This is a genomic window from Synechococcus sp. H60.1, from assembly GCF_047462335.1.
Taxonomy (GTDB): domain Bacteria; phylum Cyanobacteriota; class Cyanobacteriia; order Thermostichales; family Thermostichaceae; genus Thermostichus.
Genome location: NZ_JANSJA010000257.1, coordinates 1 through 26,880, shown reverse-complemented (window position 1 = coordinate 26,880; position 26,880 = coordinate 1). Strand labels below are relative to the sequence as shown.

The window sequence follows — 26,880 nt, the reverse complement described above, 5'->3', positions numbered from 1 at the left end:
GAGAAACAAGCCTTCCTGGAGCGATGGCGCGATATTCTGGCCCCCTATTCTCTGGGCTATCGCCTTCGGCTGTTGTCGCAATTGGTGCGGCGGAAATTTCAGGCCTACCTCGAGCCCTTCGGCCTGAGCACCTCCCAGGGGGTGGTGCTTTGCTGCCTCTGGAAAGAAGACGGGATCCCCACCTCCACCATCTGGGAGCGCCTGCAGCAGTTGGGGGGCACCATAACCGGTGTCTTGGACGGCATGGAGGAACGGGAGCTGATCCGGCGGCAGCGGGACCCCAAGGATCGGCGGATCTGGCGGGTTCACCTCACCCCTGCCGGAGAGAAGTTGAAAGAAATTTTACCCCCTCTCACTGGGGAGTTGCGGGAGCAAACCTACGGCTGTCTCAGTCTAGAAGAACGGGCAACCCTGTCGCGGCTGGTGGATCGCCTGATTGCCCACTTGTCGGAGGAGTCGGATGCCACGGTGGTGGCAGAGCCGAACCATAGCTTGTCCTAGTGTTTACCCAATCCCTATCCTTAGCTATGGGTTGATGGTTGAGCTGATGGGGATCCCTGCAGTGTTGCTCCTGGATTGTTCTCCCTCAAGTCTTTCCCCGGCTGAGGCGCGGGAGAAATTGCTGTATCTGCTGGCCCAACTGGCCTACCGCGAGGGATCCTTTACCCTCACCTCCGGGCAGCAGAGCTCCTACTACATTAACTGCAAGCCAGTTACCCTCCACCCCCAGGGAGCCTACCTGGTGGGATCCCTGCTGCATCGGCTACTGCCCCCTGAGACCGAGGCAGTTGCCGGCATGACCTTGGGAGCGGATCCCTTGGTCACGGCGGTGGGTTTGGCGTCTCTGCAGGCTGAGCCGTCCAACCTGGCAGCCCTGATTGTCCGCAAAGAGCCCAAGGGACATGGCACACAAGCTTGGATCGAAGGGCCGGAACTGCCGGCGGGCAGCCGGATTTGGATCTTGGAAGATGTGGTCACCACTGGCGGCTCCGCCCTCAAAGCTGTAGAGCGGGTGCGGGCAGCGGGCTATCGGGCAGAAGGGATCCTGGCTTTGGTGGATCGACTGGAAGGGGCAGAGGCCCGTTACCGCGAAGTAGGGATCCCTTTTCGCCGCCTGTTTACCCTCGAAGAGGTGCAGGCTTGCCACCGGGCTGTCTGCCAAGGTTGGAGGAGCTAGCTTGGAGGGATTCTGTCTCCTCTGGAGCTGTCCATCCAACTGCAAAAGTGACAGCATAGGCGGTGGAATACTTGGTTGGGCAAAAGGGCATAGCCATGCGCATGGGCAGACTCAGTGGGATCCTCCTCCATCCAACCTCTTTGCCAGGGCCATTTGGCATCGGCGACCTGGGGCCGGCTGCTTACCGGTTTGTGGATTTTTTGGTGGAGAGCGGCCAGCGCCTCTGGCAGGTGCTGCCTCTGGGGCCCACCGGCTGGGGCAACTCCCCCTACATGAGCTTTTCCGCCATTGCCGGCAACCCGCTGCTGATTAGCCCAGAGCTGCTGGTCAAAGCCGGTTGGCTGGAACCCAACGGCTGGCAGGATCTGCCCCAATGGCCGACCATCCAGGCGGGGAATGGCGAGCGGGTGGACTACGAAGCCGTGATCCCCTTCAAGCTGGGCTTGTTGCGCCGCGCCTGGGCCACTTTCAAAGACAAGGCCACCGCCGCCGACTGGGAAGCCTTTCAAGCCTACTGTGCTGCCGAGGCCGACTGGCTGCCGGACTACGCTCTATTCATGGCCCTCAAAGAGGTGTATGGTGACCAGGAGTGGACCCAATGGGATCCGGCCCTGGCACAACGGGATCCCCTGGCTTTGCAAGAGGCCCGCGACCGCTATGCCGATGCCATTACCCAACAGATGTTTTGGCAATACCTATTTGCCCAACAGTGGGGATCTCTGCGGGAGTATGCCCATCGGCATCGGGTGCGGCTGATCGGCGACTTGCCCATCTATGTCGCCCCCAACAGTGCCGATGTGTGGGCCAACCGCGAGCTGTTTCACCTGGATGAGCAGGGACGGCCCCTGCAGGTAGCCGGCGTGCCCCCCGACTATTTCAGCCCCACTGGGCAGCGCTGGGGTAACCCTCTCTACAACTGGGAGGTGCTCAAGGCTCGCGGCTACGACTGGTGGATCCGGCGCATCCAGGCCATTCTCAAGCAGGTGGACTGCGTCCGCATCGACCACTTCCGGGGCTTCGAGAGCTACTGGGCCATCCCTGGCGAGGCGGAAACAGCAGTAGAAGGCGAGTGGCAGAAAGGGCCGGGGGCTGACTTCTTTCAGGCGTTGGCCGACCGGCTGGGGGAAATTCCGGTGATTGCCGAAGACCTGGGGGACATCACACCGGAAGTGTTGCAACTGCGGGATCAATTTGGCTTGCCCGGCATGAAAGTGCTGCTCTTTGCCTTTGGCTCGGGGCCCGATAACCCCTATTTGCCCCATAGTTATGAGCGCAACTTCGTCGTCTATACCGGCACCCACGACAACAACACCGTGGTGGGCTGGTTTCATGACCCAGAACGCCCGGAGTGGGAAAAACAAAATCTGTTGCGCTACCTGGGCTGTCAGGGATCTGACGGCATCCACTGGGATCTGATTCGCCTGGCCCTGGCTTCCGTGGCCGACCTGGCCATCATTCCCCTGCAAGATGTGATGGGCCTGGGGGCAGAGGCGCGCATGAACTTCCCCGGCAGGGCCGAGAACAACTGGGCCTGGCGCTACCGCGAGGAGATGCTGCGGCCGGAGCTGGCCCAGCGGCTGGCGGAGCTGAGCGTCACCTACGGGCGCATCTCCCCGCAAGACTTTGAGCAGCGGCGGGCGGCCTTGGCCCAAGAGCGGGCGGCTACGGCAGCCTCAAGCCCTGCCTAGTTTGCCGAAAGATAAAGGAGCAATTCTCAGCTAGATTCCATCCCACCCGCGCTAGTCCAGCGCTCGCGCCTGGGCCAGGAACTCCGCCACCGTCAGGGATCCCAGGTCTTGGCCGTGGCGCTGGCGCACGCTGACTGTGCCGGTTGCCTGTTCTTTTTCTCCCACAATGAGCATGAAGGGGATCCTGGCCTTCTCGGCGTTGCGGATCTTTTTGGGCAGGCGGTCGCTGTCGGCATCGATGTGGACGCGGATCCCCTGTTCCCGCAGGTGATCCCGCACCTGGGTGGCATAGCCCAGGTATTGGTCGGAAACGGGCAAAATGCGCACCTGTTCTGGCGCTAGCCAGAAGGGAAAATCCCCCGCGTATTCTTCAATGAGGATTCCAATGAGCCGCTCCAGCGAGCCAAAGGGAGCGCGGTGGATCATCACCGGCCGCTGCCGGGATCCGTCTTCGGCTACATAGTACAAATCAAAGCGCTGCGGGTTTTGATAATCCACCTGCACCGTGCCCAACTGCCACTCCCGATCCAGCGCGTCGCGGAAAATAAAGTCCAGCTTTGGCCCGTAGAAAGCCGCCTCCCCAATCCCTTCAAAATGCGGCATTGATAGCTTCTCCACCGCTCGCCGAATGGCATTTTCGGCCATGTCCCACTCTTCCGGGGATCCCAGATATTTATCGGATTTGGGATCGCGGAAACTGAGGCGGGCGCGAAAATCTTTGAGTTTGAGCTTCTCGAAAACGACCAGAATGAGATCGACAACCTTGAGAAACTCTTCTTCCAACTGATCGGTGCGGACAAACAAATGGGCGTCGTCCACTGTGAAGCCGCGAACGCGGGTCAAGCCTCCCAATTCCCCCGATTGTTCGTAGCGATAGACGGTGCCGAATTCGGCATAGCGCAGCGGCAAATCGCGGTAGGAGCGCAGCTCCGATTTATAGATTTGGATGTGAAAAGGGCAGTTCATCGGCTTCATGACAAAGCCCTGCTCTGCCGCCCGCGCCTGCTCATTCTCCGCCATCATAGGGAACATGTCTTCCCGATACTTTTGCCAGTGGCCGGAGATCTTGAACAGATCCACGCGGGCGATGTGGGGCGTCACCACCGGCAGATAGCCCCGCTTGAGCTGCTCCTGCTTGAGAAAATCCTCCAGCACCCAGCGCAGAGTAGTTCCTTTGGGGGTCCAAAGGGGCAGGCCCGGCCCCACCTCGTCGGAAAAGATGAAAAGGCCCAGCTCCTTGCCCAGCTTGCGGTGATCCCGCCGTTTGGCCTCTTCCAGCCGCCGCTTGTATTCCTTCAGCTCCTCCGGCGTCTCCCAGGCGGTGCCGTAGATGCGTTGGAGCTGCGGCTTGGTCTCATCCCCCCGCCAATAGGCGCCGGCCACGCTGAGCAGGTCAAAAGCTTTGGGGTTGATCTCCTTAGTGTTTTCCACGTGGGGGCCGGCACAGAGATCCCACCACTCGTCCCCCAGATGATAAATGGTGATCGGCTCGCCTTCGGGGATGCTGTCTAGGATCTCCAACTTGTAAGGCTCGCCGAGGGCTTCAATGCGGCGTCTGGCTTCTTCCCGGCTCACCTCCTCACGGATCACCGGCAAGCCTTTCTTGATGATGGCCTGCATCTCTTTTTTGATGCGCTCCAGATCTTCCGGGGTGAAGGGCTGGGGATGGTCAAAGTCGTAGTAGAAGCCGTAGTCGGTCGTCGGGCCGATGGTTACCTTTGCCTTGGGAAATAGCCTTTGCACCGCCATGGCCATCACATGGGAGGTGGTATGGCGAATGCGCTCCAGCTTGGGAGATTCGTGGGTACGCAGCAGCTTGAGAGGGCTGTTGGCCTGCTGAGGCGACGCGGCTGGTTGAGACATCGGAACCCGCTTAACGACAAAAAAACGACTATCCGTGTCCCTATCTTAGGCTGAGCCCAGGGCAGACGGGATCCCAGGCGGGGGGAATTGCCCCCTTGAACCTCAGTCCACAACCCGGCCAGGAAAAAGGGGGGAAAGCACACAGTATTCTAGAAGTGTGGCAACCCCTTCGATTCATGGTCTCTTCGCTCGCCAACCTTGCCGAACGCTCTGCCGCCGCCTCCGAAGCGAAACCGGTCTCCTCTTCTGAATCTGGAGTTGCTCCGGTTATCGCCGCCATCGATGTGGGCAGCAACTCCCTGCACATGGTGGTGGTGCGCATCAACCCCCACATCCCCAGCTTCACCATCATCTCCCGCGAAAAAGCCACCGTCCGCCTGGGAGAGTTTTGCAGCCAAACGGGCGCCCTGACGCCTGCCGCCATGGAACGGGCGCAGGTGGCCCTGGAGCGGTTTTGCCGCATTGCCGAAAGCTTTCAGGTGCAGGACATTGTTGCGGTGGCTACTAGCGCCGTGCGCGAAGCCCCCAACGGGCTGGAATTTTTAAAGCGGATAGAACAGGAGCTGAGCCTGCGGGTAGAGCTGATCTCAGGCCAGGAGGAAGCCCGCCGCATCTACCTAGGTGTGCTCTCGGCCATGGAGTTCCACAACCGGCTGCACGCGGTGGTGGATATCGGCGGCGGCTCCACCGAGCTGATTCTGGGCAACGGCCAAGAGCCGGAGTTCCTGCGCAGCATCAAGGTGGGAGCGGTGCGCCTGACCCAAGCGTTTTTGCGCCACGACCCACCCACCCCTGCCGAGCTGCAGGCCCTGCGACAACACATCCGCGGCATGCTGGAAGCTCCCATCGAGCAGATGAGGCGCATCGTTGCTGCTTCCCAACAGCCGGGATCCCTGACCTTGGTGGGCACCTCCGGCACCATCGAGTGCCTGGCCCAGTTGGATGCCCGCCGCCGCTTGGGTGCTCCCCCCACTCGCCTGCAGGGGTATGAGTTCAGCCTGGAAGCCCTGCGGGGCTATGTCAAAGAGCTGCGCTCTCTCACGGTAGCCGAGCGGCAAAAGCTGCCCGGTCTGGGAGAAAGACGCGGGGAGATCATCCTGGCCGGGGCGGTCATTTTGGAGGAGGTGATGAGCCTGCTGGGGGTGGAGCGGATCCAGTTTTGCGAGCGGGCGCTGCGGGAAGGGCTGATCGTAGATTGGATGATCGGCCAGGGGCTCATTGAAGATCGGCTGCGCTACCACAGCTCGGTGCGGCGGCGCAGCGTCCTCAAGTTGGCGGAAAAATACCAGGTGGAGATCCCCTATGCCGAGCGGGTGGCGGAGTTTGCCCTCAGCCTTTTCGATCAAACCCGCGGCATCCTGCACTCCTGGGGATCCCGGGAGCGGGCTCTTCTCTGGGCGGCCGCCATGCTGCACAACTGCGGCCACTTCATCAGCCATGCCGCCCACCACAAGCACTCCTACTATCTGATCCGCCACGGGGAGCTGTTGGGCTTTAACGAAGAAGAGGTGGAGGTGATCGCCAACCTGGCCCGCTACCACCGCAAGTCGCCCCCCAAGAAGAAGCACGAGAACTTCCAGCGCCTCAGCGACGAGCGAGATCGCCAAGTGGTGCTGGAACTTAGCCCCTTGTTGCGCATAGCCTGTGCTCTGGATCGCCGCCGCCTGCAGGCCATCCAAGCGGTGCACTGCCGCTTTCAGCTTCTGGGAGAAGGCCCCCGCCAGATGGAGCTGATTTTGGATCCCAGGCATCCCAACGACGACTGTGCCCTGGAGCTGTGGAGCTTGAACGAGAAGAAAAAGGCCTTCGAGCAACAGTTCAAGCTGCAGGTGATTCCCAAATTATCCACCCAGATCCAGCGCAGCGCGGATCCCTTTGAGGCAGCCGTCTAGCCAAGGGGCATATAGTCGTTTCAAACAAGACGAAGACACTTTGCCGCCGCCCCCCTCTACCCTCACCCCCGGCCCCTCTCCCTGAGGGAGTCAGCCCAAGCGCTCCGCGCCGCTAACGCGACCACCCCCGGCCCCTCTCCCTCAGGGAGAGGGGAGTTAGGGATAGTGCTCCGCGCCGCCGGCGCGTTCGCGACAGCATTGCGTAGTAATGACGACGCGGAGAAATGTTTTATTACCATTTGAGATGGCTATAACTACCAGTCTGCCGGTGATCGCCAATAGCTGGGCAATCGGATCGTACGCCTTTAACTACAGCTTGCGCCAGCGGGATAAAGTTTTCACGATGCTGCGCGGCAAGTTTTGCTCAGGGAGCGATGGTGATTGGCGAGGGGCTGGTTTGGGTGGCTCTTTGCCCGCCCCGCTCCAGGATCACCTCAATGAGGCCGTTGTTGACCGGCTGCATGTTGAAGGGCAGTTGTTGCTGGGTTTCATAGAGTCCGGGCGCCACCTCCCGCATCTCCACCTCTGGCGTCACCCCGACGATGCGAAAAGCTGCCCGCCCCCCCGGATCCCCTCGCATCGTCACTTTGAGGATCTCGCCCATGCGCAGGCTGGTGCTGTTGGTGGTAATGCTAAAAATCTGAGGCGGCCCAGCAGCGACAGGCCGAGAAGCTGGCTGAATGGTGGAGCGAGTTCCCTTGGATCCATCGATTGCAAAAGGGAAGATCTCGCGGTACTCCTGGCTGAGGCCGTCTTTGCTGAGCACAATTCGCAAAACAGGGTTGCTGGCTTGGTGGGTGGGGGCCACCACGTAGGTGCCCTCGTAGTGGTTGGGTCGCACCTCCCGCATCGGCTGGTTGAGGGCCAGATTCCCCAAATCAAACTGGGCGATCCCTCCCGAGTCCCCCCAGATGGCAATGGTGAGGATATCCCCTTCCACCAGGTCGCGCTGGGGATCCAGGCGAATCGCCGCAATGCGCGGATAGCGGTTGCCGGCTGCGGCCAGAGGGGCGGGGGTGGCTGGCTGCGGCAGAGGGGCGGGGGGAGGAAACACCGGTTCCACCGGCGGGGGGGCGACATTGCCCAGGGCCAGTTGAGGGAGCCGCCGCTGAACGCGGGTGCTGACTCCATTAAGGCTCAGTTGGATGCGGATATCGGGGCCGAAGGCGCTGTCTTGAGGGCCAAGGGTGTAAACGGCGCGGTAATAGCCGGGCTGCACTTCTTCCATGGGCAAACCCCGCACCAGGTCGCCAATATCCACCGTGGCCCTGCCGTTGGGAGTACCCTGCGCCTCAACGGTCAAGGTTTTCCCTGCCGGCACCACTCCCGACTCAGGGATAACCCGCGTTTGCAAGATTTCGGGTTGGATGGTCTCGGCCACCGCAGCGGGAGAAGGCCGCAACTGCACCACCGGAGGCGGCAAGGGTGGAAGCTGACCGCGATACACCAACGCCTGATGTAACAGCACCGCCCCCTCAGCTCGGCTCAGCACCCGATTGGGCCGCAGCCGGGCGGGATCCGGCACATTCACCAATAGCCCCGCTTTGCCCGCCATGGCCACAAAGGCCCGTCCCACCTCCGGCACCTCAGCAGCATCGCTGTAGAGAGCCATCCATTGCTCTATGGCCTCTGGGCTGGGAGGTGGTAACTGCAATGCCCGCACCAAAATGGCTAGGGCTTCCAGGTGGGTGAGATCTCCTTGCGGACGAAACTCGTTGCCCTCATACAGGCGCATCGCCCCTGCCTGCAGCACCGCCTGGGCCGTCCAATAGTCGGGGGTATTGGGCTCGAGATCGCGAATTTCTTGCACCTGGTTGGGGTTGGGGATGTAGCCGAAAAACTCCGTCAGCCACTGGGCCAATTCTAGGCGGGTGAGAGTGGCCGACAGCGGCTCCTGGGTGAGCACCAGATCGGTCTGGCGCTCCAGCGCCGCCACGTAGGCATCGGCCCAGGCCAGTGAGGCTTGCTGCTCTACTCCTTGGGACCAAGCCGGCAGGCTGACGCTCGACCAGCCTAGCGTCCAACACAAACTCAGAGCTAGGGGCCACGAGCACCGCATAGCTGTTACTCCTGTTCCGTTGACATCCCCCCAGGGTCAGCTTACCTCAAAGTTCCGCCTTGCCCTCAAGCCCTCGATACCAGTTGGGATTGCGCCCTTTGGCAGTGGGATCCCCAACCCCCAGGCGTGCGGGCTCACCCTGGGGATCCCTGGGATTGAACTCAGAGGCTGTTAGGAGATCTGACCTATGCAAGATGGAGTCTGGCTTGCCGGCAAACGGCTTGAGCCATCGTCTTGTAACTTGTAGCTGTGCATGCAAATCCCTATCATTGTGTTATAGACTCAAAGAGCCCTTTTGCCCCTAGTGCAGGGAGGAGTTTCATGGCTGGCAACACTGGAGAGCGACCTTTTGTCGATATTATTACCAGCGTCCGCTACTGGGTTATTCATGCCCTGACCATTCCCGCTTTGTTTTTGGCGGGTTGGCTTTTTGTCAGCACCGGCTTGGCTTATGATATCTTTGGTACTCCACGCCCCAATGAGTATTTCACCGCAGAGCGGCAGGAGTTGCCGATTGTCAGTGACCGCTTCAACGCTCTCGAGCAACTGGAAAAGTTAACTCGCTAGGAAAGAGCAGGGCCAGGCTGGCAACTCTTTAGCTTAATCGGCGGGAAGCCCCACACTGTATTTGTGAACTGTATTTACTCAAAAGCAAATCAGTGTCGGGATAAAGGCTGTTTGTGCTACAATTGAGGAGAACAAGTTAAATCTCTGGAGAGTTTTCCTGACTTGTTCCCGACGCGGGCCGCACGGTGGCACCACGCTAAGACCTCTGTACCAACAAGTCTGTGAAGCATGAAGACCGTGCTCTATCGGTTCGCGCAGTGTGGCGTAAGCCATGCTGTGCTGACTCAACGAAGATGAGGGTCGGGGATCGTTCACCTGTTGCGATTTGTAAATCTATTTTGTGTTCCAAGAGCCAGGATCTGGACTATGGCGACCAAATCTGTAAACAACCCTGATGAGCCCGTTTTTTACCCTGTTTTTACCGTCCGTTGGTTGGCGGTGCATACTTTGGCAATTCCAACCGTTTTCTTTCTGGGAGCTATTGCTGCGATGCAGTTTATTCAACGGTGAACCCCATGGCTGATCAACCCGAAAAGAATCCCAACACCCAACCGGTAGAGCTAAACCGCACTTCCCTATACCTGGGCTTGCTGCTGGTGTTTGTGGTTGGGCTGCTGTTTTCCAGCTACTTTCTCAACTGAGACTTTAATCCATCTCCGGTCTTAAGTTGAGAAAAGCTGCAGGAATCAATTTCTTTTGGAGGCCAGTTGCTATGACTAGTCAGGCAAGGATCCCTCTGTGGATAGTGGCTGTGGTTGTCGGTTTGGGTGTAGTCACGGTGGTTGGGCTTTTCTTCTATGGCTCCTATACCGGTCTTGGAGCCCCCGTGTAGTTTAGAGAAGTAGAGGAGCGCGAGGGGCAGTAATCCACACGACCCCTCGCTCTGTTTCGTTTTAGGGTACGCTTGACACTCCGCCGACTTTAAGTCGGGGGATTCTTACGCAGTCCACAAGCGGACTTGTAAAAGCACTGTCAAGACGCCTCTACACAGTTCCCTAGGGCAAAGCCCTAAGGTTCAGCTTACTTTGCGGAGCAACGCTTTCACGCTATGCACTGGTCGGGTTCGTAGTAGGTGCTTGCTAAGGCCTCCGGCCCGCTGGGGCAAAGGGAGAGCAACTCAAGTTGCTTGCGGGCTTCTCCACCTTCCACTTTAGTGCGGGGCTACCAAGCTATCCCCCTGTGTAGCTCCGGATCGACAAAGCCCCGCAGCGGCTGGGCATACTCCGAGTCGCTCAGGCCCTTAGCTTGCAGCAGCACCCCAAAGCTCCCCAACCCCAGCGGATCCAGCAGAGCGTGAAGGGCATGTCGCCGTCGCAACACCTGGCCCAGATCCCCCCCCTCGTCGCCAACTTGGCTGAGGTCGGCTAGCCTTTTCGCCAATCCCAGGTTTACCAAAAAGTAGCTCTGCTGGGTGAAGCCCAGGCACTTGAGCCCCAGAGATTCCCCCACCTGCTGCAAGGTGGTAAAGTCCACATGGGCAGTGAGATCTTGGGATCCCACCCAGACATAGGGATCCGCGTAGGTGCCGTGTTGGCGGTAGGCCAGGAGCGTGCCCTGGAAGCGCTGGGGGCTGTAGTAGCGCTGGGCGGTGTAGCCGTAGTCAAGGGTGAGCACGTAGCCCCGTCGCAGCTTGCGGGCCAAAAGCTGGAGCCACTCTAGGGCCTTGAGGTTGACCTCGGTTTGGTAGCCGGAGGGGTAAGTGGCAATCGGGATCCCCAGGCGGGCAAAGTAGGTTTCCAGCGCGGGCGTAGAGGGAGCCCCCAACACTTCTCGGAAGCCCCCCTCTTCCCCCTCTGCCCAATCCACGTAGATTTCCCGCAAGGCCCCTGCCTGCACCTGTACCCGATGGACTGGGAAGGCGTCCACCAGCTCATTGGAAAAAAAACAGCCGCTTACCGATCCATCTGGGATCTCGTCCCACTCTAGCCAGCGCACCTTCTCGCCATAGCCGGCCAAGCGCTCTTGCTGCAGCCGCCGCAAAAAAGCAGAGCGCTCGAGGATCCCGTACTCCAGGGCTTGCCAGAAGTCAGGCCAAGTGGAGCCCACATAGGCCAGCCAGTCTTCAGCCAGGCGGCCGCTGCCCGCCCCCATCTCAATCACCGCAAAATGGGGGGGGGATCCCAAAATGTGCCAGAACTGGAAGATCTGCTCAGCCAACAGTTGGGCAAAATCCGCCGCCAAGTGGGGGGAGGTGCGATAGTCATAGCCGAGGGGGAGATGCTCCCGCTCGTAGTAACCCAGCCCTGGCTCGTAGAGGGCCCACTCCATGAACTGGGCAAAGGTCACTGGTCCCCGAGCGCGAATGCGGCTGCCAATCAGCTCTGGCAACCTTCGGTCGGCCTGCGAGGGCAACAAGGGCAAACCCGGATTGCCCAAGCCTAAGTCTTGCCTAGAAGGGCTTACCAATGGGGATAGACTCACTTATTCAAGGGACGACGCCAATTTTGGCGGAACTGGCGGTTGGTCAAGAGCAGCAGCGGCCAGAGGGCCGACACCGCCCACTTTCCAGAGCCTGAGTAGATGCGATCTGCCTTGCGGGCTGAGTACCAAACTCCCCCTGCGTAGATTACCAAGAGTAAAAAAGGCCACATCTCTCTCACGTCCTGCGAACGCTGCTCAGCCGGTTGAGGCATCCCCCCTAGTAGGCGTCCTGCAACTCATAGAAGTCAGGCGTGATATAGTCCTTGCGCAGCGGCCACCCAATCCAGTCTTCCGGCATCAAGATCCGCTTCAAGTTGGGGTGTCCCTCGAAGATGATGCCGTACATGTCATAAGTCTCCCGCTCCTGCCAGTCCGCCGACTTCCAGATCCAGTACACCGAAGGCACCCGCGGATCTTGGCGGGGCAGCTTCACCTGGATCCGCACCTCCTGCGGCCGATCTGCCCCGTCCACCAGCTTGATCAGGTGATAGAGGCTGACCAGAGGTTGCCCCGCCCCCAGGTCGTAGCCGCACTGGCACTCCAGGTAATTGAAGCCATAGGCATAGAGGGCAGTACACACAGGTAAGAGAAAGTCCCGCTCCACCTCCAACAGCTCCACTCCGGCGGCATCTCTACCCAGGTACTGATGGTCAAAGCCATTATCGGCGAGGAACTGGGAGACCGGCCCCCGCTCCAGCGTCGCCAATGGTTCTGTCGGCTCGGCTGTCGAGGACGGCTTTTCCTGGGCTTTGTCCTCTGTCATCTCACATTCCTCCCTGCAGCGCTTTGAGCTGTTGCTCTGCTTGCTTGAAGTCGGCCGTTTGCAGTGCCGGTGGCACCGGCAGGCCAATAGCAGCGGCCAACTCCGGCGGCGGGGCTTGGCGAGTTTCGCTCTCCAAATACTTGCCAGTGATGATCTCTGGCACCGGCTTGAGGTTGTGCTTGACGGTGTAGTAGCGGTGAGTTTGCTGCAGGCGGCCCCGCTCCCGCATATCCTCGGCGGCGATCTTCTTGCGCAGCTTGACGATGGCATCCATGATTGCCTCCGGGCGAGGCGGGCAGCCAGGAATGTACACGTCCACTGGGATCAGCTTATCTACCCCCCGCACCGCCGTGTAGGAATCGGAGCTGAACATGCCGCCGCTAATGGTACAGGCCCCCATGGCGATCACGTACTTCGGCTCGGCCATCTGTTGGTAGAGCTTGACCAGCGCCGGCGCCATCTTCATGGTTACGGTGCCTGCCGTGATGATCAAATCGGCCGTGCGCGGCGAAGAACGAGGCAACAGGCCGAAGCGGTCGAAATCGAAGCGGGAGCCCAGCATGGCTGCAAACTCGATGAAGCAGCAAGCAGTGCCGTAGAGGAGCGGCCAGAGGCTGGACATCTTCGCCCAGTTGTACAGGTCGTTAACCGTGGTGAGAACAACGTTGTTCGAGAGGTCTGTGGTAACTTGCGGGGCAGACGCCGGAAACAAGACTTCCGGCTCCTTAGAGGTCATGACCATTCCAGCGCTCCTTTTCTCCAAGCGTACACAAGGCCCACCACAAGGATGGCGATGAAAATCAGGGCCTCCACAAAGGCCAGCAGTCCCAAGCGATGAAAGGCCACCGCCCAGGGATAGAGGAACACAGTCTCCACGTCGAAGATCACGAAGACCAAGGCGAACATGTAGTAGCGGATGTTGAACTGGATCCAGGCCTGGCCAAACGGCTCCATCCCCGACTCATAGGTGCTGCGGCGCAGGGATCCCCGCCGCTTTGGGGCTAAGAGCGCAGAAGCTCCCAGAGCCAAGACCGGCAGCAGGGCACAGACGATCAGAAAAACCAGCAAATACTCGTAGCCGGATAAGACAAACACGACGCCAGACCGCCTCCGGTGCTCAACATTTAGATACGTTTTCAGTATAGAGCCAGTCTGGAGCCTCCTGGCGCTGCCCAATCTTTAGTTCTGCTGATGGTCTCGATTGCAGGAGTGGCGTTTCTCCAGCCAACCCCACACCCCGCTCAGCAGGGCTCCAGCCATCAGGATCCCCAGCGCTGGCTGGAACAGAGGCAACCACAGCCGTAGCCAAAGTTTGTAGCCCAGCGGGATCCCAATGAAAGCTCCCGTTACCGAGAAGACAAACCAGACAAAGCCGGCAAACACCAGAAAGACTAGGGCAATGAGAAAATGATCCAGCCAGCGCTTCCAGTCTGAGACGGTCATAGGGATCAAGCCAGAACAAGTTGAGCCTCTCAGATCCTACTACTGGAAACTCTGCCCTCTTCCCTCCAACTCAGCATAAACACTATCCCCCACCTCTCACGGGGGTTGACTTGTCAATATATAGTGGTAGAAATTTAGTTGTACACAACCTGTAGTGTTAAGCCGATGTCCACCTCCTCTGATTCCTCCTTTGCTGCCCGTTTGCGACAGGTGATCGGCAATGAGGCCATTTATGCGTTTGGGCGGCGGGCCGGCATTAGCGATACAGCCTTGCGCAGTTACCTCAAGGGATCCGTGCCCGGCATCGACAAGGCAGTGAAAATTGCCCAGGTGGGGGGGGTGAGTCTCAGTTGGCTGATTACGGGGGAGGGATCCCCTGGCGACGCCAAAACGGAGTATGTATACGTGCCTCTGGTGGATGTGGTTGCCTCGGCAGGGGCCGGGGCGCTGGTGCGGGAAGAGTCCATCGAGTCGGTGCTAGCTTTTGAGCGTAACTGGCTGCGGGCCCATCTGAAGGGGAACCCGGATGGGCTCAGCTTGATTCGGGTGCAAGGGAACAGCATGTCTCCCACCTTGGAAGATGGCGACTGGATCTTTGTCGAGCGGCAAGAAGAGCTGGGGGAGGAGGGCATCTACGTCTTTCAGAGGGATGGCGAGCTGTGGGTCAAACGGTTGCACCGCCTGTCGGGATCCCGAGTAAAAGTTATCAGTGACAACCCACGCTTTCCGTCTTTTGTGGTCGATTGTGCGGATCCCGTCAATGGCCTGACCCTTATAGGGCGCTATCGGGGCCGTCTTAGCTTCGACTAGGCTTTTGCCAAGGATGGCGGGAAGTGGCAGCCTGAGCAACCCCTAATCCTCTTGGCGAGCGGTGGTCGCCGGATAGGATCGACTCTAGGCGTTGAGTTGAGCCCGGTTTTCGCTCCTCGCCTACGCCCAGCCAGCCGGAGGTTTGCCTGCGATGCCTCGCCCATCCAAACGTGCAACGGTCTTTCTCAATCTCTCCAGTGGGCTCCTCTTGGTCGGCAGCGGCATCTGGGCGGGAATGGTGCTCCCGCAGCAGCTTCCGACCCAACCGCTGCCAGCTCCCCAGCCGCAGGTCAATACGCCGCCTGAACAGCCTGTCCCCACCCCGCCGCCGCTCCTGCCCACCCTGTCCCCACCCCAGGCCAGTCCCGCAGCGGTGAGCCCGACAGCCGATGCAGCTTCACCAAGTGGGAATCCAAATCACGAGGGCCTCACGGAGCTGGAAAGGGAGATTCGAGAACTCCGCCAGCAGGTGATCCAGCTTTTGATCCGAATTGAAGAACTGGAGTCGCGGCTGCAACGGCTGTCTTCCCAAGCAGTGGCCCCTGAGCCGAGGTGGGAATCGGCCACCGCTGCCGAGATCGCCCCGGAGGGAGTGAGCGTCCCCGCCCCCAGCGCAACGCCGACCCCTACCTCTTTTCAGGTGGGAACTCGAACCATCAGCCTGCCGGGCGATCTGCTCTTCGACTTCGACAAGGCCGAGATTCGGCCTGAGGCGGCCTCGCTGCTGGCCCAGGTGGCGAAATCCTTGGAAGCCATGCCCGGCGCCCGCGTTCAAGTGAACGGTCACACCGACAACATTGGATCCCTAAACTACAACCTGGCTCTTTCCCTGCGCCGCGCCAACGCTGTTAAAGACTACCTAGCTAACCTGTTGCCGGAAGGCCATCCCATCAGTTGGACAACCTCTGGCTTTGGCCCCACCCTGCCGGTGGCCGATAACGACACAGAAGCCGGACGGCAGCGGAACCGCCGTGTGGATTTGATCATCGCTCCCTAGCTTCCCCCCCAAAATGGGGGATGACATGTTCTGGCAGGGCTCTGGTCTAGAATCTGGTAGGGCCAAATGGCTTCAGGTTCAATCCCTATCGTTGAGTTTCGATTTTGAACGCAGCAGGGATTCCGTCGGGGGAAAAGCAGACCTTTGCGCTGAGAGTAGACACAACCCTGGATGCTCTCGGCCAGGTTTTGACGTGGTTTGAGTCTTTCCGCAACGCCGGCATCCCGGGCCCCATCTGGTTGGAATGCCAGTTGGCCTTGGCGGAGGGCTTTACCAACGCCGTTCGCCATGCCCACCGCGCTTTGCCTCCCAGTACACCCATTGATATCGAGCTGGTTCTGATGCCCCAGGGGCTGGAGCTGCGCATCTGGGATCAAGGGCAGGAGTTCGACTTGGAGGGCTTTGCCCAAAACCTGGCAGCCAACAGGCTCCCCAACGCCGAGTCTGAGGGAGGACGGGGCATTTTGCTAATGAAGGCTCTCTCCACCCACTTGAGCTACACTCGCCAGGCGGATGGCCGCAACTGCCTGCTAATCAGCAGGCGCTTCGACGATCCCGCCCCTGTCTCCCAATGACCGGCCTAGGCTAACAGGCCAGCGCTCAACTTGCGAATGGCCGAGCTGGCCACATCGCTGTAGCGCAGCTCACCGGCTAAGATTTGGCCCATGCGCCGAGTGGCTCCCGGTCGCTTGACGCCTACCCTGTAGCCTACACCCGGAAAGCGGTAGAACAGCGCCGCGATCCGCTTGGCCCAACGCATCTCTGAGCCCCACTCCTGCTGCACGCGGGCGGAGTAGGTCGCCAGGGCTTCCGTATCTCCTGCCAGGGCTTGGTCGATGGCCTGCGCTGCCAGCATGCCGGTGAGGAGGGAGGGGCGGATCCCTTCGGCGGTAAACGGATCGACAACACAGGCGGCATCTCCCACCAAGAGGGCATTTTGGCTGTGCAGGGGTTGATCTCCCTCCCAGAGACAGATGGGATGGCCAAACTGCCTGACCGATTTCAAGTCCACACCAAAGCTTTGGGCGTACTCGGCGGCGATGTCCCGCAAGTTTTGTTTTTCGCCACCCCGAAAGGTGCCCGCCCCGATCGAGTAGCCATCGGCTTTGGGGAAGTTCCAAATGTAGCCGTTGCTCACGGCGCCAAAGTCGAAGTGGGCGGCTGCGGTTTGCGGCTCTGAGACGGGCACTTCTGCTTCCAGGGCGGCAGCCAGGCGGCGCTGCCGGTGTTGAAAGCCCAGCCACTTGGCCATCGAGCCTTTTGCCCCATCGGCCCCGATCACATACCGACCCCAGACCGGGCCGGTGGCTGTCATCACCTGCCAGCGGTCGCTCTGCCACTCAATACCGGAGACAGGACATTCCGTCTGAAGCGCTGCCCCCTGCTTTTGCGCCTGCTGAATCAAGTAATGGTCGAAGACCTCCCGCCGCACCATCCATACCGGCTCTTTCAGATCCAGGTCAACCACAACCGGATCCCCGCCCCGCCAGGTGTAGCGAATTTGCCGGATCTTCAGCGAAATGGCGGGGCTGAAATCGAAGTCAAACCAGGCCGCCACCATGGGAGAAACGCCGCCGCCACAGGGTTTGTAGCGGGGCCAAGGATCCTTCTCCAAAACCAACACTGAGCGCCCCCGCTTGGCCAGGTGATAGGCGGCCGAGCCGCCGGCAGGGCCAGCGCCGACGATGACACAGTCGTACACTTGGGACATGGCTCTCGATCCGTGAACGACTCCCGACACTCCCCTGCGTTGAGTCAACACAATATGGCTTATGCCACGCTGCGCGAACCGATAGAGTGCGGGCTTCACGCTTCCCAGACTTGTTGGTACAGAGGTCTCAGCGTGCGGCCACCGTGCGACCCACGGCGGGAAACTCTCCAGAGATTGAACTTGTTCTCCTCACTTGTAGCACGAACAGCTTTCATCCCGACACGGATTGGCTCTTGAGTAATTACAGTGCGGGGCTTCCCGCCGATTAAGCTAACCCCTTCTCCCTAGAATTTGGGCTGTCAGCTCCTAGCCTACCGCATCCTTTTTCCCTCCAGAAAACCAAGGGGATGACGCTTGGGGCCAGCGGATCCCCCCAACAGCGTAGGCTCAAGCCCTATTGCTCAAATGGGCCAATTTTGCGATGGGATCCCCTTTCCATCGGCTTGCTCAGGCTGAGGGGTGAGCGGGATCCCTGCCGGGTGGTTACAGCGATACACCTTGGCCCCGACATTGCGCAGCTTTTCATCGATGGCTTCGTAGCCGCGGTCGATGTAGTGGAGGCCGTGGATGGTAGAGCAGCCCTCAGCCGCCAGGCCGGCCAACACCAGAGCTGCCCCCGCCCGCAAGTCCGTAGCCACCACCGGCGCTCCCGACAGCGACGGCACTCCTCGGATGAGGGCGACCCGGTTCTTGAGGCGAATGTCTGCCCCCATGCGATTGAGCTCGGGGATGTGGTGCATCCGGTTTTCAAACACCGTCTCCTCGATGGTGCAACTGCCCTCGCTCAGGGCGGCCAAGGCCATGATCGGCGCCTGCACATCAGTGGGAAAACCCGGATAGGGCAAGGTCTGGATATCGGTTGCCTGGCAGAGCCAGCCCGAACTGAGTCGCGCCGGGGCAATGCGCAGCCGGTTGGGGCCTTCTTCCTCCACCCGCAGCCCCATGTCACGCAACTTGGCGATCACCGCCCGCAGATGATCCGGGATAACAGGGCCAACCGTGAGTTCGGAGCCAGTGATGGCCCCGGCAATGAGGTAGGTGCTGGCCTCGATGCGGTCGGGAATGACCGTGTACTCGGTGCCGTGCAGGCGCGGTACCCCTACCACCACAACCGTGTTAGTGCCTACACCGCGAATGCGGGCCCCCATTGCCTGACAGAAACGGGCCAAATCCGCCACTTCTGGCTCTTGGGCGGCATTTTCGATGACCGTCTCCCCATCCGCCAGCGTAGCGGCCATCATCAGAGTTTCAGTGGCGCCGACGCTGGGATAGTCCAGGTAGATGCGGGTTCCCACCAGCTTGCGGGCATAGGCATGAACCACGCCGTGCTCGATTTGAACCGTTGCCCCCAACGCTTGCAGGCCCCGCACATGCAGATCCACCGGACGGGAGCCGATGGCACAGCCGCCGGGCAGAGGAACTCTAGCCACTCCCAGCCGCGCCAACAGTGGCCCGATGATGAAAAAACTGGCCCGTAACTGGCTGACCAATTCATAGGGAGCTTGGGAAGTTTTGAGGGAGCTGGCATCCAGGTCGAGGGTATTGCCCACATGGGACACCTTAACCCCTAGGGTGGTCAGGATCTGCCCCATGCGTTCAATGTCCAGCAGGCGTGGCACGTTGTGAATTCGGCAAGCTGCAGGAGCCAAAAGGGATCCCGCCATGAGAGCCAAAGCCGAGTTTTTCGCGCCGCCGATGGGAATGTGGCCGCTCAAGGTCTGCTTGCCGACAATTTTCAGCACCGGCCCCATCATCTCCGGCGGGGCTGCCACTCTGGTCTGGGCCGGCGACAGGTTAGGCGCTGGGGATTCCGTCCTACCGACGCGATCGTCAAAAAAATCTCTCAATCTTCCTCCTCACCCACAAAAAGATAGAAAAGTTCTTTCCAGAGAATACTCTGGGGATCAAAGCAGCAACTAAGCTTGCAGGCCAAAACTTGGCGTGAGGCAGGAAGAGAAGCTCGAGTGGCCGTGCCTCTATCCTACAGCGGCGGATGGGGGATCAGCTATGCCAGCTCTTTGCGATGCGAAAACCCCTGTCTTAGCGCTGTGTGGAAGCAGGCTATAGCCGGTAGGGAGTATGTCAACAAATGCAGGTTCTTGCCGCAGGCGGCTGGGGGAGTAGCCTGGCAGCAAGGGGCAGTATGATGGATGGCTATGAGAAGCGCTTGCCAGTAAGACAGGAGACACCCGATGACCGCGACCCAAGTTTCTGCCGAAGAGTTGTTTCGGGCCGCCTACGAAAATCGCTACACCTGGGATCCCGACTTTCCGGGCTACAGCGCCGAAGTCACCTACTGGGATGGGGAGCGTACTTTTGTGGGGCAGGTGCGAGTGGGGGCAGACCTGAAAGCGACGGTTACGGGCGTGGAGGATGAGGAAGCCCGGAAAGCTATTCACAATCAACTTTGGGAGATTGCCATTCACCGGGTGCGCCGCAGCTTTGCCGAGACCCACGGGAACAATACTTTCCGCTATGGCCAGATCCTACCCGATGGCAGTGTGGAGATCCTGGTGGGTGGCAAAGCCGAAGGGGATCGCTACCACGTGCGCGACAACCAGGTAACCATGGTGCATCGGCATATTCATGGAGTAGTGGTGACCATCCACACCTTCAGCAGCCACGACACCGGCGAAGGCTACCTCTCCCACCGCTACGACTCTGTCTATCACGACGCCAAGACTGGCGAGCAAAAGGGTGGGCGCAGCCAATTTGAAGATCTCTACACCAAGGTGGGCAAGTACTACATTCTCTCGGAGCGGCGCATTCAAACGGAGACGGAAGCTGGCGTTGTTGAGAAGTGCTTTAGCTTCAGCAACTTTGCCTTGCTGGATGCTAGCGGCCAAGCGACTACAAAAAGCCCAACACCCTGAATTTTTGTGGCAGCAACGACCTCCGGAAGAGGGATCCTGAGCTATGCTTTGAATGTTCTCCCGCCCACACTTTGGCATGGACAACCCTGCGGCAAAGCCCAACCCGGATTCCAAAGCTCCTAGGGAGGCTCCCGAACTGATTCTCCGCCCCGCTCAACTGGGCGATCTGGAGGCGGTGGAGGAGATTTTGGCGCAAGCTTTTGATGAAGAGTACAGCAGCCGCTCGGTGGACATTCGTCGCCAAGTGCGGCGGTTACGGCAGTGGTATGGCCCCCTGAAAACCTTGAGCCTGTTTCCCAACCGTTTTCAGCACATGTTTACGGTACATGTGGCGGAGCTGGAAGGCAAAATCCAGGGGGTCATTCAAGTTTCTCCCTTTAACCATTCCCGCAGCACCTGGCGGGTGGATCACATTGCTGTGGTGCCCTCTGCGCGGCGGCAGGGGGTGGGATCCCGGCTGCTCAAGCACTGCCTGGAGCACTTTCGCGAGGCTCGCACCTGGATCTTGGAGGTGAACATCCACAACAAGGAGGCGATGGCCCTCTACCGACACAATGGCTTCCAACCACTGGTTCAGATTACTTACTGGTCGATTCCACCCGAGATCCTTGCCGCTCTCAGCCAGCACGAGCCCAAGCTGCCCAACTTGGTGCCGGTGACCAACCGGGATGCCTACGCCATCTACCAACTGGATACGGGATCCATGCCGGCCACTGTGCGCCAGGTGTACGACCGCGACGTGAGCGATTTTCGCACCAGCCCACTGGAGTGGCTTTTGGAACGGGCCAAGTGTGCCATCAGCCAAACGGAACGGGTGGAGATGTGTGTCTATGAGCCCGAGCGGAAAACCGCCATTGGCTATTTCAACCTGAAGTTGGATCGGACGGGGCAGCAGCCGCATGTGGCCAAGCTCACGGTTCACCCCGCTTACACCTGGCTCTATCCTGAGCTCATGGCCAAGATGGCCCAGCTCACCCAAGCCTATCCCCCGCAGGCTTTGGCCTTGGCCTCCACCGATTATCAGCCGGAACGGGAGGAATTTTTGCTCAAGCTGGGAGCCCAGGACGTGGAGCGGACGCTGCTAATGTCGCGCTCGGTGTGGCATAAGGTGCGGGAAGTCCGCTTCCCTGGGTATACCGAGTATCTCGCTCTGGTGCTCCAAAAATTGCCGGTGAAGCAGCCGGTGCCAGAACGCTTTGAGGGGGCAACGGAGGGCTGGCTGGAACATCCCTTTCATTCTCTTCACCCAACTGTGCCGGATCCCAATGCCGTTCGCGCTACTCAGCCGGAGTCCTCACCGGGGTGCGCCAGAGACTCGCAATCAGAGGCTCCTCCCCCTCCCTAGTTGAAGTCTTGGCGGGCACCCCCATGAACCCGTTAGCCAGGGATCCCTCTTGGCGGATGTTGCTCCAGGCGGCCCTGCACCGCAACCGCAGCGATCCCGGTGTACGCTATTTGCAACTGGCTACAGTGGATCCCCAGGGGCATCCGCGTAACCGCACGGTGGTCTTCCGGGGATTTTTGCGGGATACCGACCGCATCCAGTTGGCGGTGGACAGCCGCAGCGAGAAGATCTGCCAGATTGCCCACTGCCCACTGGCCCAGATCTGCTGGTACTTCTGTAAAACTCGCGAGCAATTTCGCATTGCCGGCACTCTCGAGGCCATCGCCGCTGACCACCCGGATCCCCAGGCGCAGCAGCAGCGGCAACAGGTATGGCAGCAAATCTCGGAAAAAGGACGGCTGCTCTGGTTCTGGCCGGAACCCAAAGGCCCTCTTGCCCCACCAGAGGCTTTTGTTGGAGAGCTGCCCCCCGAAAAGGCTTCTTTGCCACCGCCGACATTTGTCCTATTGCTGTTGGATCCAACGGAGGTGGATCACCTCCAGCTCAAGGGGGATGCAACCTACCCCCAATTGCGAACCGTCTACGAGCGCAGTCCGCAAGGCTGGCAATGCCGAGCGGTCAACCCCTAGAAGGGATCCCAGCCGGCTCCGACCTGGGCAGGGGGCAGGGAAGCCGTTTTTCCCCTCGCTTTCCGGGAGAATATTGAAGAGAATAGATGTGCTAGCGCAAATGAACAATCTCCCACCCTCCGGAGCGACGCCGTCTGACGGCAGCTGGAGCTCCCCTCCTGGGGGGTAGGAGTCCCTCAGCTTCTGTCTCCAGCCGATACCTAGCCTTCCTGGTTGCGGTACCTCTGATGTCTATTTCCGCCCTCTCATTTGCTAAGCGCATTGCCCAAGCTGTTGCTCCTCTCTTTTTGACCGGCAAGCCCTTGTTGGCCAGAGCTTTGCAGGACAGGCTGCGCCAGGGATCCCTGGGGTTGGCTGTCGCTTTGGTTTGGGGTCTGGCTCCCGTTCAGGAGCTGACAGCCCAGCCGATGTTAAAATCCCCGCAAGGCTCCTTTGAAGAGAATATAGCTCCTGCCCTGCCCTCAGAATCTGCCTTCCCCACCTCCACCCGCACAGGACTCTTTCGAGTCGGCAATCGCACCCCTCACCCGATTCGGCTAGTGATCTTGATGCGCAGCGGCGGACGGCTGCTCAACCCAGAAACGGCTCACTGGGACTTTGCGCCCGGAGAAGGGGGTAGTGAAGGATTGGTGCTGAGTTTGGGCGAGGAGCCACTGCAGATCGGCCCCGGAGATATTGTGGTGGCTTTTACCTTGGATGGAACCGCTCGCTACTGGGGGCCGAACGTGGTGGGAGAGTCGCTGGCGCCCTTTTGGAATGAAGAGAGCGGCTTTTGGTCGATGATCTTGCAGCCTTAGGCAGCCGGGCAGGCGGCCCGAAATACCCTTTCAAACTTTTCAAAATGGTTCAAAAAAGTTACAGCCATTGCACTCTGGCTCCTCAGAGGGCGCTGGAGAGTAGAGGAGAAGATAGTCCCAAACTCGGCTTGGGAGCTCGGCCCCTGCACGGGAAGTGGGAGCTGCAGTCCGCCGGGATCCTCTGCCTCTCAAGCTCCGGCCCAGTGCCACCAGGCCCAGCCCAGCCCCACCAATAGCGCCGTTAGCCCATAGAAGCACCCCACCACCTGCACCTCCGACCAGCCCCCCAGCTCCAGATGGTGGTGGAGGGGAGACATGCGCAGCAGCCGTTTGCCTTGGCCGGTCTTGCGTTTGGTGTATCGAAAGTAGCCCACCTGCAGGATGACTGACAGGGCTTCCACCACCAAGATCCCGCCCATCCAGGCCAGGGCCCAGAGCTGATCCCCCAGCAGGGCCAGCCCCGCCAGAGCGCCTCCCAAGCCCAGGGATCCGGTATCCCCCATAAACAGGCGGGCCCGGTGGTGGTTGTGCACCAGAAAGCCCAGACAGGCACCGCTCAAGGCAAAAGCCACGAGCGCCAAAACGGGATCCGCTGCCATCAGCCCCAGCCCTGCCAGGACGAGGGCCACCACCCCTGCCGCCAGACCGTCCATGCCGTCGGCGAGGTTGACGGCGTTGTTGGTTCCCACTAACACAAACAAAGCCAAAGGCCAGAACAGCCAGCCCAGGGAGAGGGCACCTATTCCCGGCAGGGTGAGAACGGTAGGGATCCCTTGCCAAGCTAGATAGCCGCAAAAAGCCAGGCCAACCCCAACTTGGAGCAACAGCTTCACCTTGGGGGACAACCCCTTGTTGGAGCGCTGCCGGATAACCAGCCAATCGTCCAGCCAGCCAACCAAGGTGTAGGCCAGAGTCAGCAGCGCCACCGCCAGCCACTGGGGATCCCAGCCGCTCCCGATGCCAGCTACCAGCAGCCCTACGGGCAAAAAGCTAAGGCCACCCATGGTTGGCGTGCCCGCTTTTTTGTAGTGGGACTGGGGCCCCTCTTCGCGGATGACCTGCCCTGCCTTCCAGCGCCGCAAGGCTGGGAGAAGCAGGGATCCCAGCATAGCCGATCCCAGTACGCTCAATCCAAAGGGGACGGCCACCTGGGGCCGGATCCCGATGACCAACGCCGAGAGGGCCAGGCCCAGAACCCAGGAGAGGGCCATCCCTCCCCAGGCCGCCTCTTCCAGAGCGGGAAGCGTATCCGCATCCGCCCTTTCTGAACTCCTCACCCCCTTAACCTCCAGCCCAACTCCTCAAAAAACTCCGGCAGGAGAGCCTAAGAAAACTCTACCCTGCCGGAGGCCCAGAGGCGAAGGATCCCCTAGTAGGGCCACTTCCAGTTGCGCACCTCCGGCAGATCCTCGCCGTACTTGCAGATGTACTGCTTGTGCTCCACCAGCTTGTCCCGAATCAACTGCTGGACGTGATCCCGCCGGTACTTGAAGCGCTCCACCCGCTCCAACACGTCGTTGGCCAGGTTGAAGCGATCCACCTGGTTGAGGACGCACATGTCAAAGGGAGTGGTGGTGGTGCCTTCCTCCTTGTAGCCGCGCACGTGTAGGTTGTGGTGGTTGGGACGGCGGTAGGTGAGGCGGTGAATCAGCCAAGGATAGCCGTGGAAGGCAAACACGATGGGCTTGTCGGGGGTGAAGATGCTGACAAACTCCTTGTCGCTGATGCCGTGGGGGTGTTCGCTGGGCGGCTGCAACTTCATCAGGTTCACCACGTTCACCACCCGGATCTTGATATCCGGCAGGTGCTGCCGCAAAAAGTCCGCCGCCGCCAGGGTTTCCATCGTCGGCACATCGCCGCAGCAGGCCATGACCACATCCGGCTCCGAGCCCTGATCGTTGCTGGCCCACTCCCAGATCCCCAGGCCCTGGGTGCAGTGCTTGATGGCGGCATCCATGTCCAGGTACTGCAGGGCCGGCTGTTTCCCCGCCACAATGACATTGACGTAGTGGCGGCTGCGCAGGCAGTGGTCGGCCACCGAGAGCAGGGTGTTGGCATCCGGCGGCAGGTAGACGCGGATGATTTCGGCTTTTTTGTTGACCACGTGATCCAAAAAGCCGGGATCCTGGTGGCTAAAGCCGTTGTGATCCTGCCGCCACACGTGGGAGGTGAGCAGGTAGTTGAGGGAGGGGATGGGCCGCCGCCAAGGGATGTGCCGGGTGGTTTTCAGCCACTTGGCATGTTGGTTGAACATCGAGTCCACCAGGTGGATGAAGGCCTCGTAGCAGGAGAAGAAGCCGTGGCGGCCTGTCAACAGGTAGCCCTCCAGCCAGCCCTGACAGACGTGCTCGCTCAAGATCTCCATCACCCGTCCATCGGGGGAGAGGTGCTCGTCGTAGTCGTAGATAGGCGCCACCCAGGTGCGGTCGCTGGCCTCAAACACGGCGTTCAGGCGGTTGGAGGCAGTTTCGTCGGGGCCAAAGAGGCGGAAGTTGTGGGGGTTGAGCTTCATTACATCTCGCAAAAACTGTCCCAGCACCTTCGTGGCCTCGGCCTCCGTGGTGCCAGGGCGCGGGACGTCTACGGCGTAGTTGCGGAAGTCCGGCATTTTCAGCTCCCGCGTCAGCAGGCCGCCGTTGGCGTGGGGCAGGGCACCCATGCGTTTTTCCCCTTTGGGGGCCAGCTCTTGCAGCTCGGGCCGCAAACGGCCGTTTTCGTCGAAGAGCTCTTCTGGCTTGTAGCTGCGCATCCACTCTTCCAGGAGCTTGAGGTGCTCCGGGTTCTTGGCCAGATCCGCCAGTGGCACCTGGTGGGAGCGCCAGAAATCCTCTACTTTTTTGCCGTCCACCTCTTTGGGGCCCGTCCAGCCTTTGGGGGTGCGCAGGATGATCATCGGCCACTGCGGACGGGTAGGATCCCCTTTGCTGCGGGCGTGCTGCTGGATTTCTTGAATCTCGTGGATCACCGTGTCCAAAGTGGCGGCCATCAACTGGTGCATCTGGGCTGGCTCGGAGCCTTCGACAAAGTAGGGCTTGTAGCCATAGCCCACAAACAGGCTTTGCAGCTCTTCACGGCTGAGGCGGGCCAGGATCGTCGGGTTGGCGATCTTGTAGCCATTGAGGTGCAGAATCGGCAGCACCGCCCCGTCGTGGATGGGGTTGAGGAACTTGTTGGAGTGCCAAGAGGCGGCCAGGGGGCCGGTCTCGGCTTCTCCATCCCCGACTACACAGGCCACCAGCAGATCGGGGTTGTCGAAGGCTGCCCCAAAGGCGTGGGCTAGAGCATAGCCCAGCTCTCCCCCCTCATGGATGGAGCCGGGGGTTTCCGGGGCCACGTGGCTGGGTACGCCGCCGGGGAAGGAGAACTGCTTGAAGAGCTTGCGCATGCCCTCGGCGTCTTGGCTGATGTTGGGGTATACCTCGCTGTAGGTGCCCTCCAGGTACGTGTTGGCCACCAGAGCGGGGCCGCCATGGCCGGGGCCGGTGATGTAGAGGATGTTGAGGTTTTCCCGCTTGATGATGCGGTTGAGATGCACGTAGATAAAATTCAGCCCCGGTGTGGTGCCCCAGTGCCCCAGCAGGCGCGGCTTCACATGCTCTAGCTTGAGGGGTTCCCGCAGCAGCGGGTTGTCCATCAGGTAAATCTGCCCCACCGACAGGTAGTTGGCGGCCCGCCAGTAGGCGTCCATTTTGCGCAGTTCGTCGTCGGTCAGCGGTTTTGTCGAGAGCTGTTCTGCCAAAACCATAGCCGTACCCCCTAGGTATCTCTACTCCCATGGTGAGCCAGGTTGGGGCGTAGGCTTGGGGATCTTGGGATTCCTTTGGATTTGGGAGATGGGGTGAGGG

General features: G+C 60.2%; 27 protein-coding genes. 15 read left to right on the top strand and 12 right to left on the bottom strand.

Annotated features, from left to right (window positions below; translation table 11 throughout):
• The 3 genes from NW852_RS12075 to malQ all read left to right on the top strand — a co-directional run.
• Positions 1 to 501 (top strand): MarR family winged helix-turn-helix transcriptional regulator (locus NW852_RS12075; protein WP_414426775.1); only part of this gene is annotated, 501 nt, incomplete at its 5' end.
• A 46-nt stretch (positions 502 to 547) separates the two neighbouring features.
• A complete protein-coding gene (pyrE, locus tag NW852_RS12070) occupies positions 548 to 1,177 on the top strand; it encodes an orotate phosphoribosyltransferase (RefSeq protein WP_414364853.1) in 630 nt (209 codons plus the stop codon).
• A 95-nt stretch (positions 1,178 to 1,272) separates the two neighbouring features.
• Entirely contained in the window at positions 1,273 to 2,865 is a 1,593-nt protein-coding gene (gene malQ / locus NW852_RS12065; protein ID WP_414370881.1) for a 4-alpha-glucanotransferase, read from the top strand.
• A gap of 51 nt (positions 2,866 to 2,916) precedes the next feature.
• Here malQ and thrS read toward each other — a convergent pair whose 3' ends face one another.
• Positions 2,917 to 4,728: a threonine--tRNA ligase gene (gene thrS / locus NW852_RS12060; protein WP_414426774.1), complete on the bottom strand. Its 1,812-nt coding sequence runs from the start codon at positions 4,726 to 4,728 to the stop codon at positions 2,917 to 2,919.
• Positions 4,729 to 4,904: 176 nt separating this feature from the next.
• Here thrS and NW852_RS12055 point away from each other — a divergent pair, with 176 nt between their 5' ends.
• Positions 4,905 to 6,620, top strand: coding sequence for an HD domain-containing protein (locus NW852_RS12055; RefSeq protein WP_414370885.1), 1,716 nt, complete (start codon positions 4,905 to 4,907; stop codon positions 6,618 to 6,620).
• A 364-nt stretch (positions 6,621 to 6,984) separates the two neighbouring features.
• On the opposite strand, the gene NW852_RS12050 is transcribed toward NW852_RS12055, so the two are convergent.
• On the bottom strand, positions 6,985 to 8,679 hold the full coding sequence (locus NW852_RS12050; protein WP_414370886.1) for an S-layer protein: 1,695 nt from the start codon (positions 8,677 to 8,679) through the stop codon (positions 6,985 to 6,987).
• 321 nt (positions 8,680 to 9,000) lie between these two features.
• Between NW852_RS12050 and psbE the strand changes: the two genes are divergently transcribed.
• The 4 genes from psbE to NW852_RS12030 all read left to right on the top strand — a co-directional run bounded on the left by psbE (position 9,001) and on the right by NW852_RS12030 (position 10,078).
• Entirely contained in the window at positions 9,001 to 9,246 is a 246-nt protein-coding gene (gene psbE, locus NW852_RS12045; protein WP_011431225.1) for a cytochrome b559 subunit alpha, read from the top strand.
• Between the two features lie 366 nt (positions 9,247 to 9,612).
• Positions 9,613 to 9,756, top strand: a complete 144-nt coding sequence (gene psbF / locus NW852_RS12040; RefSeq protein WP_414364828.1) for a cytochrome b559 subunit beta — start codon at positions 9,613 to 9,615, stop codon at positions 9,754 to 9,756.
• Positions 9,757 to 9,761: 5 nt separating this feature from the next.
• Positions 9,762 to 9,887, top strand: a complete 126-nt coding sequence (locus NW852_RS12035; protein ID WP_011431223.1) for a photosystem II reaction center protein L — start codon at positions 9,762 to 9,764, stop codon at positions 9,885 to 9,887.
• 71 nt (positions 9,888 to 9,958) lie between these two features.
• A complete protein-coding gene (locus tag NW852_RS12030) occupies positions 9,959 to 10,078 on the top strand; it encodes a photosystem II reaction center protein J (protein WP_011431222.1) in 120 nt (39 codons plus the stop codon).
• Positions 10,079 to 10,407: 329 nt separating this feature from the next.
• Here NW852_RS12030 and NW852_RS12025 read toward each other — a convergent pair whose 3' ends face one another.
• From NW852_RS12025 to NW852_RS12000, 6 genes are all read right to left on the bottom strand, one after another.
• A complete protein-coding gene (locus NW852_RS12025; protein WP_414370888.1) occupies positions 10,408 to 11,601 on the bottom strand; it encodes a class I SAM-dependent methyltransferase in 1,194 nt (397 codons plus the stop codon).
• Positions 11,602 to 11,663: 62 nt separating this feature from the next.
• Entirely contained in the window at positions 11,664 to 11,837 is a 174-nt protein-coding gene (locus tag NW852_RS12020) for a hypothetical protein (RefSeq protein ID WP_414364832.1), read from the bottom strand.
• Positions 11,838 to 11,884: 47 nt separating this feature from the next.
• Entirely contained in the window at positions 11,885 to 12,430 is a 546-nt protein-coding gene (locus tag NW852_RS12015; RefSeq protein WP_414364834.1) for an NAD(P)H-quinone oxidoreductase subunit J, read from the bottom strand.
• Position 12,431: 1 nt separating this feature from the next.
• Entirely contained in the window at positions 12,432 to 13,172 is a 741-nt protein-coding gene (locus NW852_RS12010) for an NADH dehydrogenase subunit K (RefSeq protein ID WP_414370890.1), read from the bottom strand.
• Positions 13,163 to 13,525 carry a photosynthetic/respiratory NAD(P)H-quinone oxidoreductase subunit C gene (gene ndhC, locus NW852_RS12005; protein WP_011430811.1) on the bottom strand — a complete coding sequence of 121 codons (363 nt, stop codon included), beginning with the start codon at positions 13,523 to 13,525 and terminating at the stop codon, positions 13,163 to 13,165. The genes NW852_RS12010 and ndhC overlap by 10 nt, the downstream gene beginning before the upstream one ends.
• 84 nt (positions 13,526 to 13,609) lie before the next feature.
• Positions 13,610 to 13,873 carry a hypothetical protein gene (locus NW852_RS12000; RefSeq protein WP_414364838.1) on the bottom strand — a complete coding sequence of 88 codons (264 nt, stop codon included), beginning with the start codon at positions 13,871 to 13,873 and terminating at the stop codon, positions 13,610 to 13,612.
• Between the two features lie 165 nt (positions 13,874 to 14,038).
• Between NW852_RS12000 and NW852_RS11995 the strand changes: the two genes are divergently transcribed.
• From NW852_RS11995 to NW852_RS11985, 3 genes are all read left to right on the top strand, one after another.
• A complete protein-coding gene (locus NW852_RS11995) occupies positions 14,039 to 14,683 on the top strand; it encodes an XRE family transcriptional regulator (protein WP_414364840.1) in 645 nt (214 codons plus the stop codon).
• A 151-nt stretch (positions 14,684 to 14,834) separates the two neighbouring features.
• Positions 14,835 to 15,680: an OmpA family protein gene (locus NW852_RS11990; protein ID WP_414364842.1), complete on the top strand. Its 846-nt coding sequence runs from the start codon at positions 14,835 to 14,837 to the stop codon at positions 15,678 to 15,680.
• Between the two features lie 104 nt (positions 15,681 to 15,784).
• Positions 15,785 to 16,255 (top strand): ATP-binding protein, encoded by a 471-nt coding sequence (locus tag NW852_RS11985; protein ID WP_414364843.1) that lies wholly within the window; start codon positions 15,785 to 15,787, stop codon positions 16,253 to 16,255.
• 5 nt (positions 16,256 to 16,260) lie between these two features.
• Here the strand turns inward: NW852_RS11985 and NW852_RS11980 are convergent, their stop codons facing one another.
• Both NW852_RS11980 and murA read right to left on the bottom strand, forming a co-directional pair.
• Positions 16,261 to 17,391 carry a geranylgeranyl reductase family protein gene (locus NW852_RS11980; protein WP_414376877.1) on the bottom strand — a complete coding sequence of 377 codons (1,131 nt, stop codon included), beginning with the start codon at positions 17,389 to 17,391 and terminating at the stop codon, positions 16,261 to 16,263.
• Positions 17,392 to 17,792: 401 nt separating this feature from the next.
• Positions 17,793 to 19,145, bottom strand: a complete 1,353-nt coding sequence (gene murA / locus NW852_RS11975) for a UDP-N-acetylglucosamine 1-carboxyvinyltransferase (RefSeq protein WP_414364855.1) — start codon at positions 19,143 to 19,145, stop codon at positions 17,793 to 17,795.
• A gap of 438 nt (positions 19,146 to 19,583) precedes the next feature.
• On the opposite strand from murA, the gene NW852_RS11970 reads away from it, so the two are divergent.
• The 4 genes from NW852_RS11970 (at position 19,584) to NW852_RS11955 (ending at position 23,035) form a co-directional block, all read left to right on the top strand.
• Complete coding sequence (locus NW852_RS11970) at positions 19,584 to 20,264, top strand: DUF3386 domain-containing protein (RefSeq protein WP_414370894.1); 681 nt, start codon at positions 19,584 to 19,586, stop codon at positions 20,262 to 20,264.
• Between the two features lie 76 nt (positions 20,265 to 20,340).
• On the top strand, positions 20,341 to 21,609 hold the full coding sequence (locus NW852_RS11965; RefSeq protein WP_414399084.1) for a GNAT family N-acetyltransferase: 1,269 nt from the start codon (positions 20,341 to 20,343) through the stop codon (positions 21,607 to 21,609).
• 23 nt (positions 21,610 to 21,632) lie between these two features.
• Complete coding sequence (locus NW852_RS11960) at positions 21,633 to 22,238, top strand: Npun_F5749 family FMN-dependent PPOX-type flavoprotein (RefSeq protein ID WP_414376875.1); 606 nt, start codon at positions 21,633 to 21,635, stop codon at positions 22,236 to 22,238.
• 227 nt (positions 22,239 to 22,465) lie between these two features.
• On the top strand, positions 22,466 to 23,035 hold the full coding sequence (locus tag NW852_RS11955; RefSeq protein ID WP_414364850.1) for a hypothetical protein: 570 nt from the start codon (positions 22,466 to 22,468) through the stop codon (positions 23,033 to 23,035).
• 188 nt (positions 23,036 to 23,223) lie between these two features.
• On the opposite strand, the gene mraY is transcribed toward NW852_RS11955, so the two are convergent.
• Both mraY and NW852_RS11945 read right to left on the bottom strand, forming a co-directional pair.
• A complete protein-coding gene (gene mraY, locus NW852_RS11950) occupies positions 23,224 to 24,246 on the bottom strand; it encodes a phospho-N-acetylmuramoyl-pentapeptide-transferase (RefSeq protein WP_414426776.1) in 1,023 nt (340 codons plus the stop codon).
• Between the two features lie 158 nt (positions 24,247 to 24,404).
• Positions 24,405 to 26,780 carry a phosphoketolase gene (locus NW852_RS11945; RefSeq protein WP_414370898.1) on the bottom strand — a complete coding sequence of 792 codons (2,376 nt, stop codon included), beginning with the start codon at positions 26,778 to 26,780 and terminating at the stop codon, positions 24,405 to 24,407.
• Positions 26,781 to 26,880 lie beyond the last annotated feature (100 nt).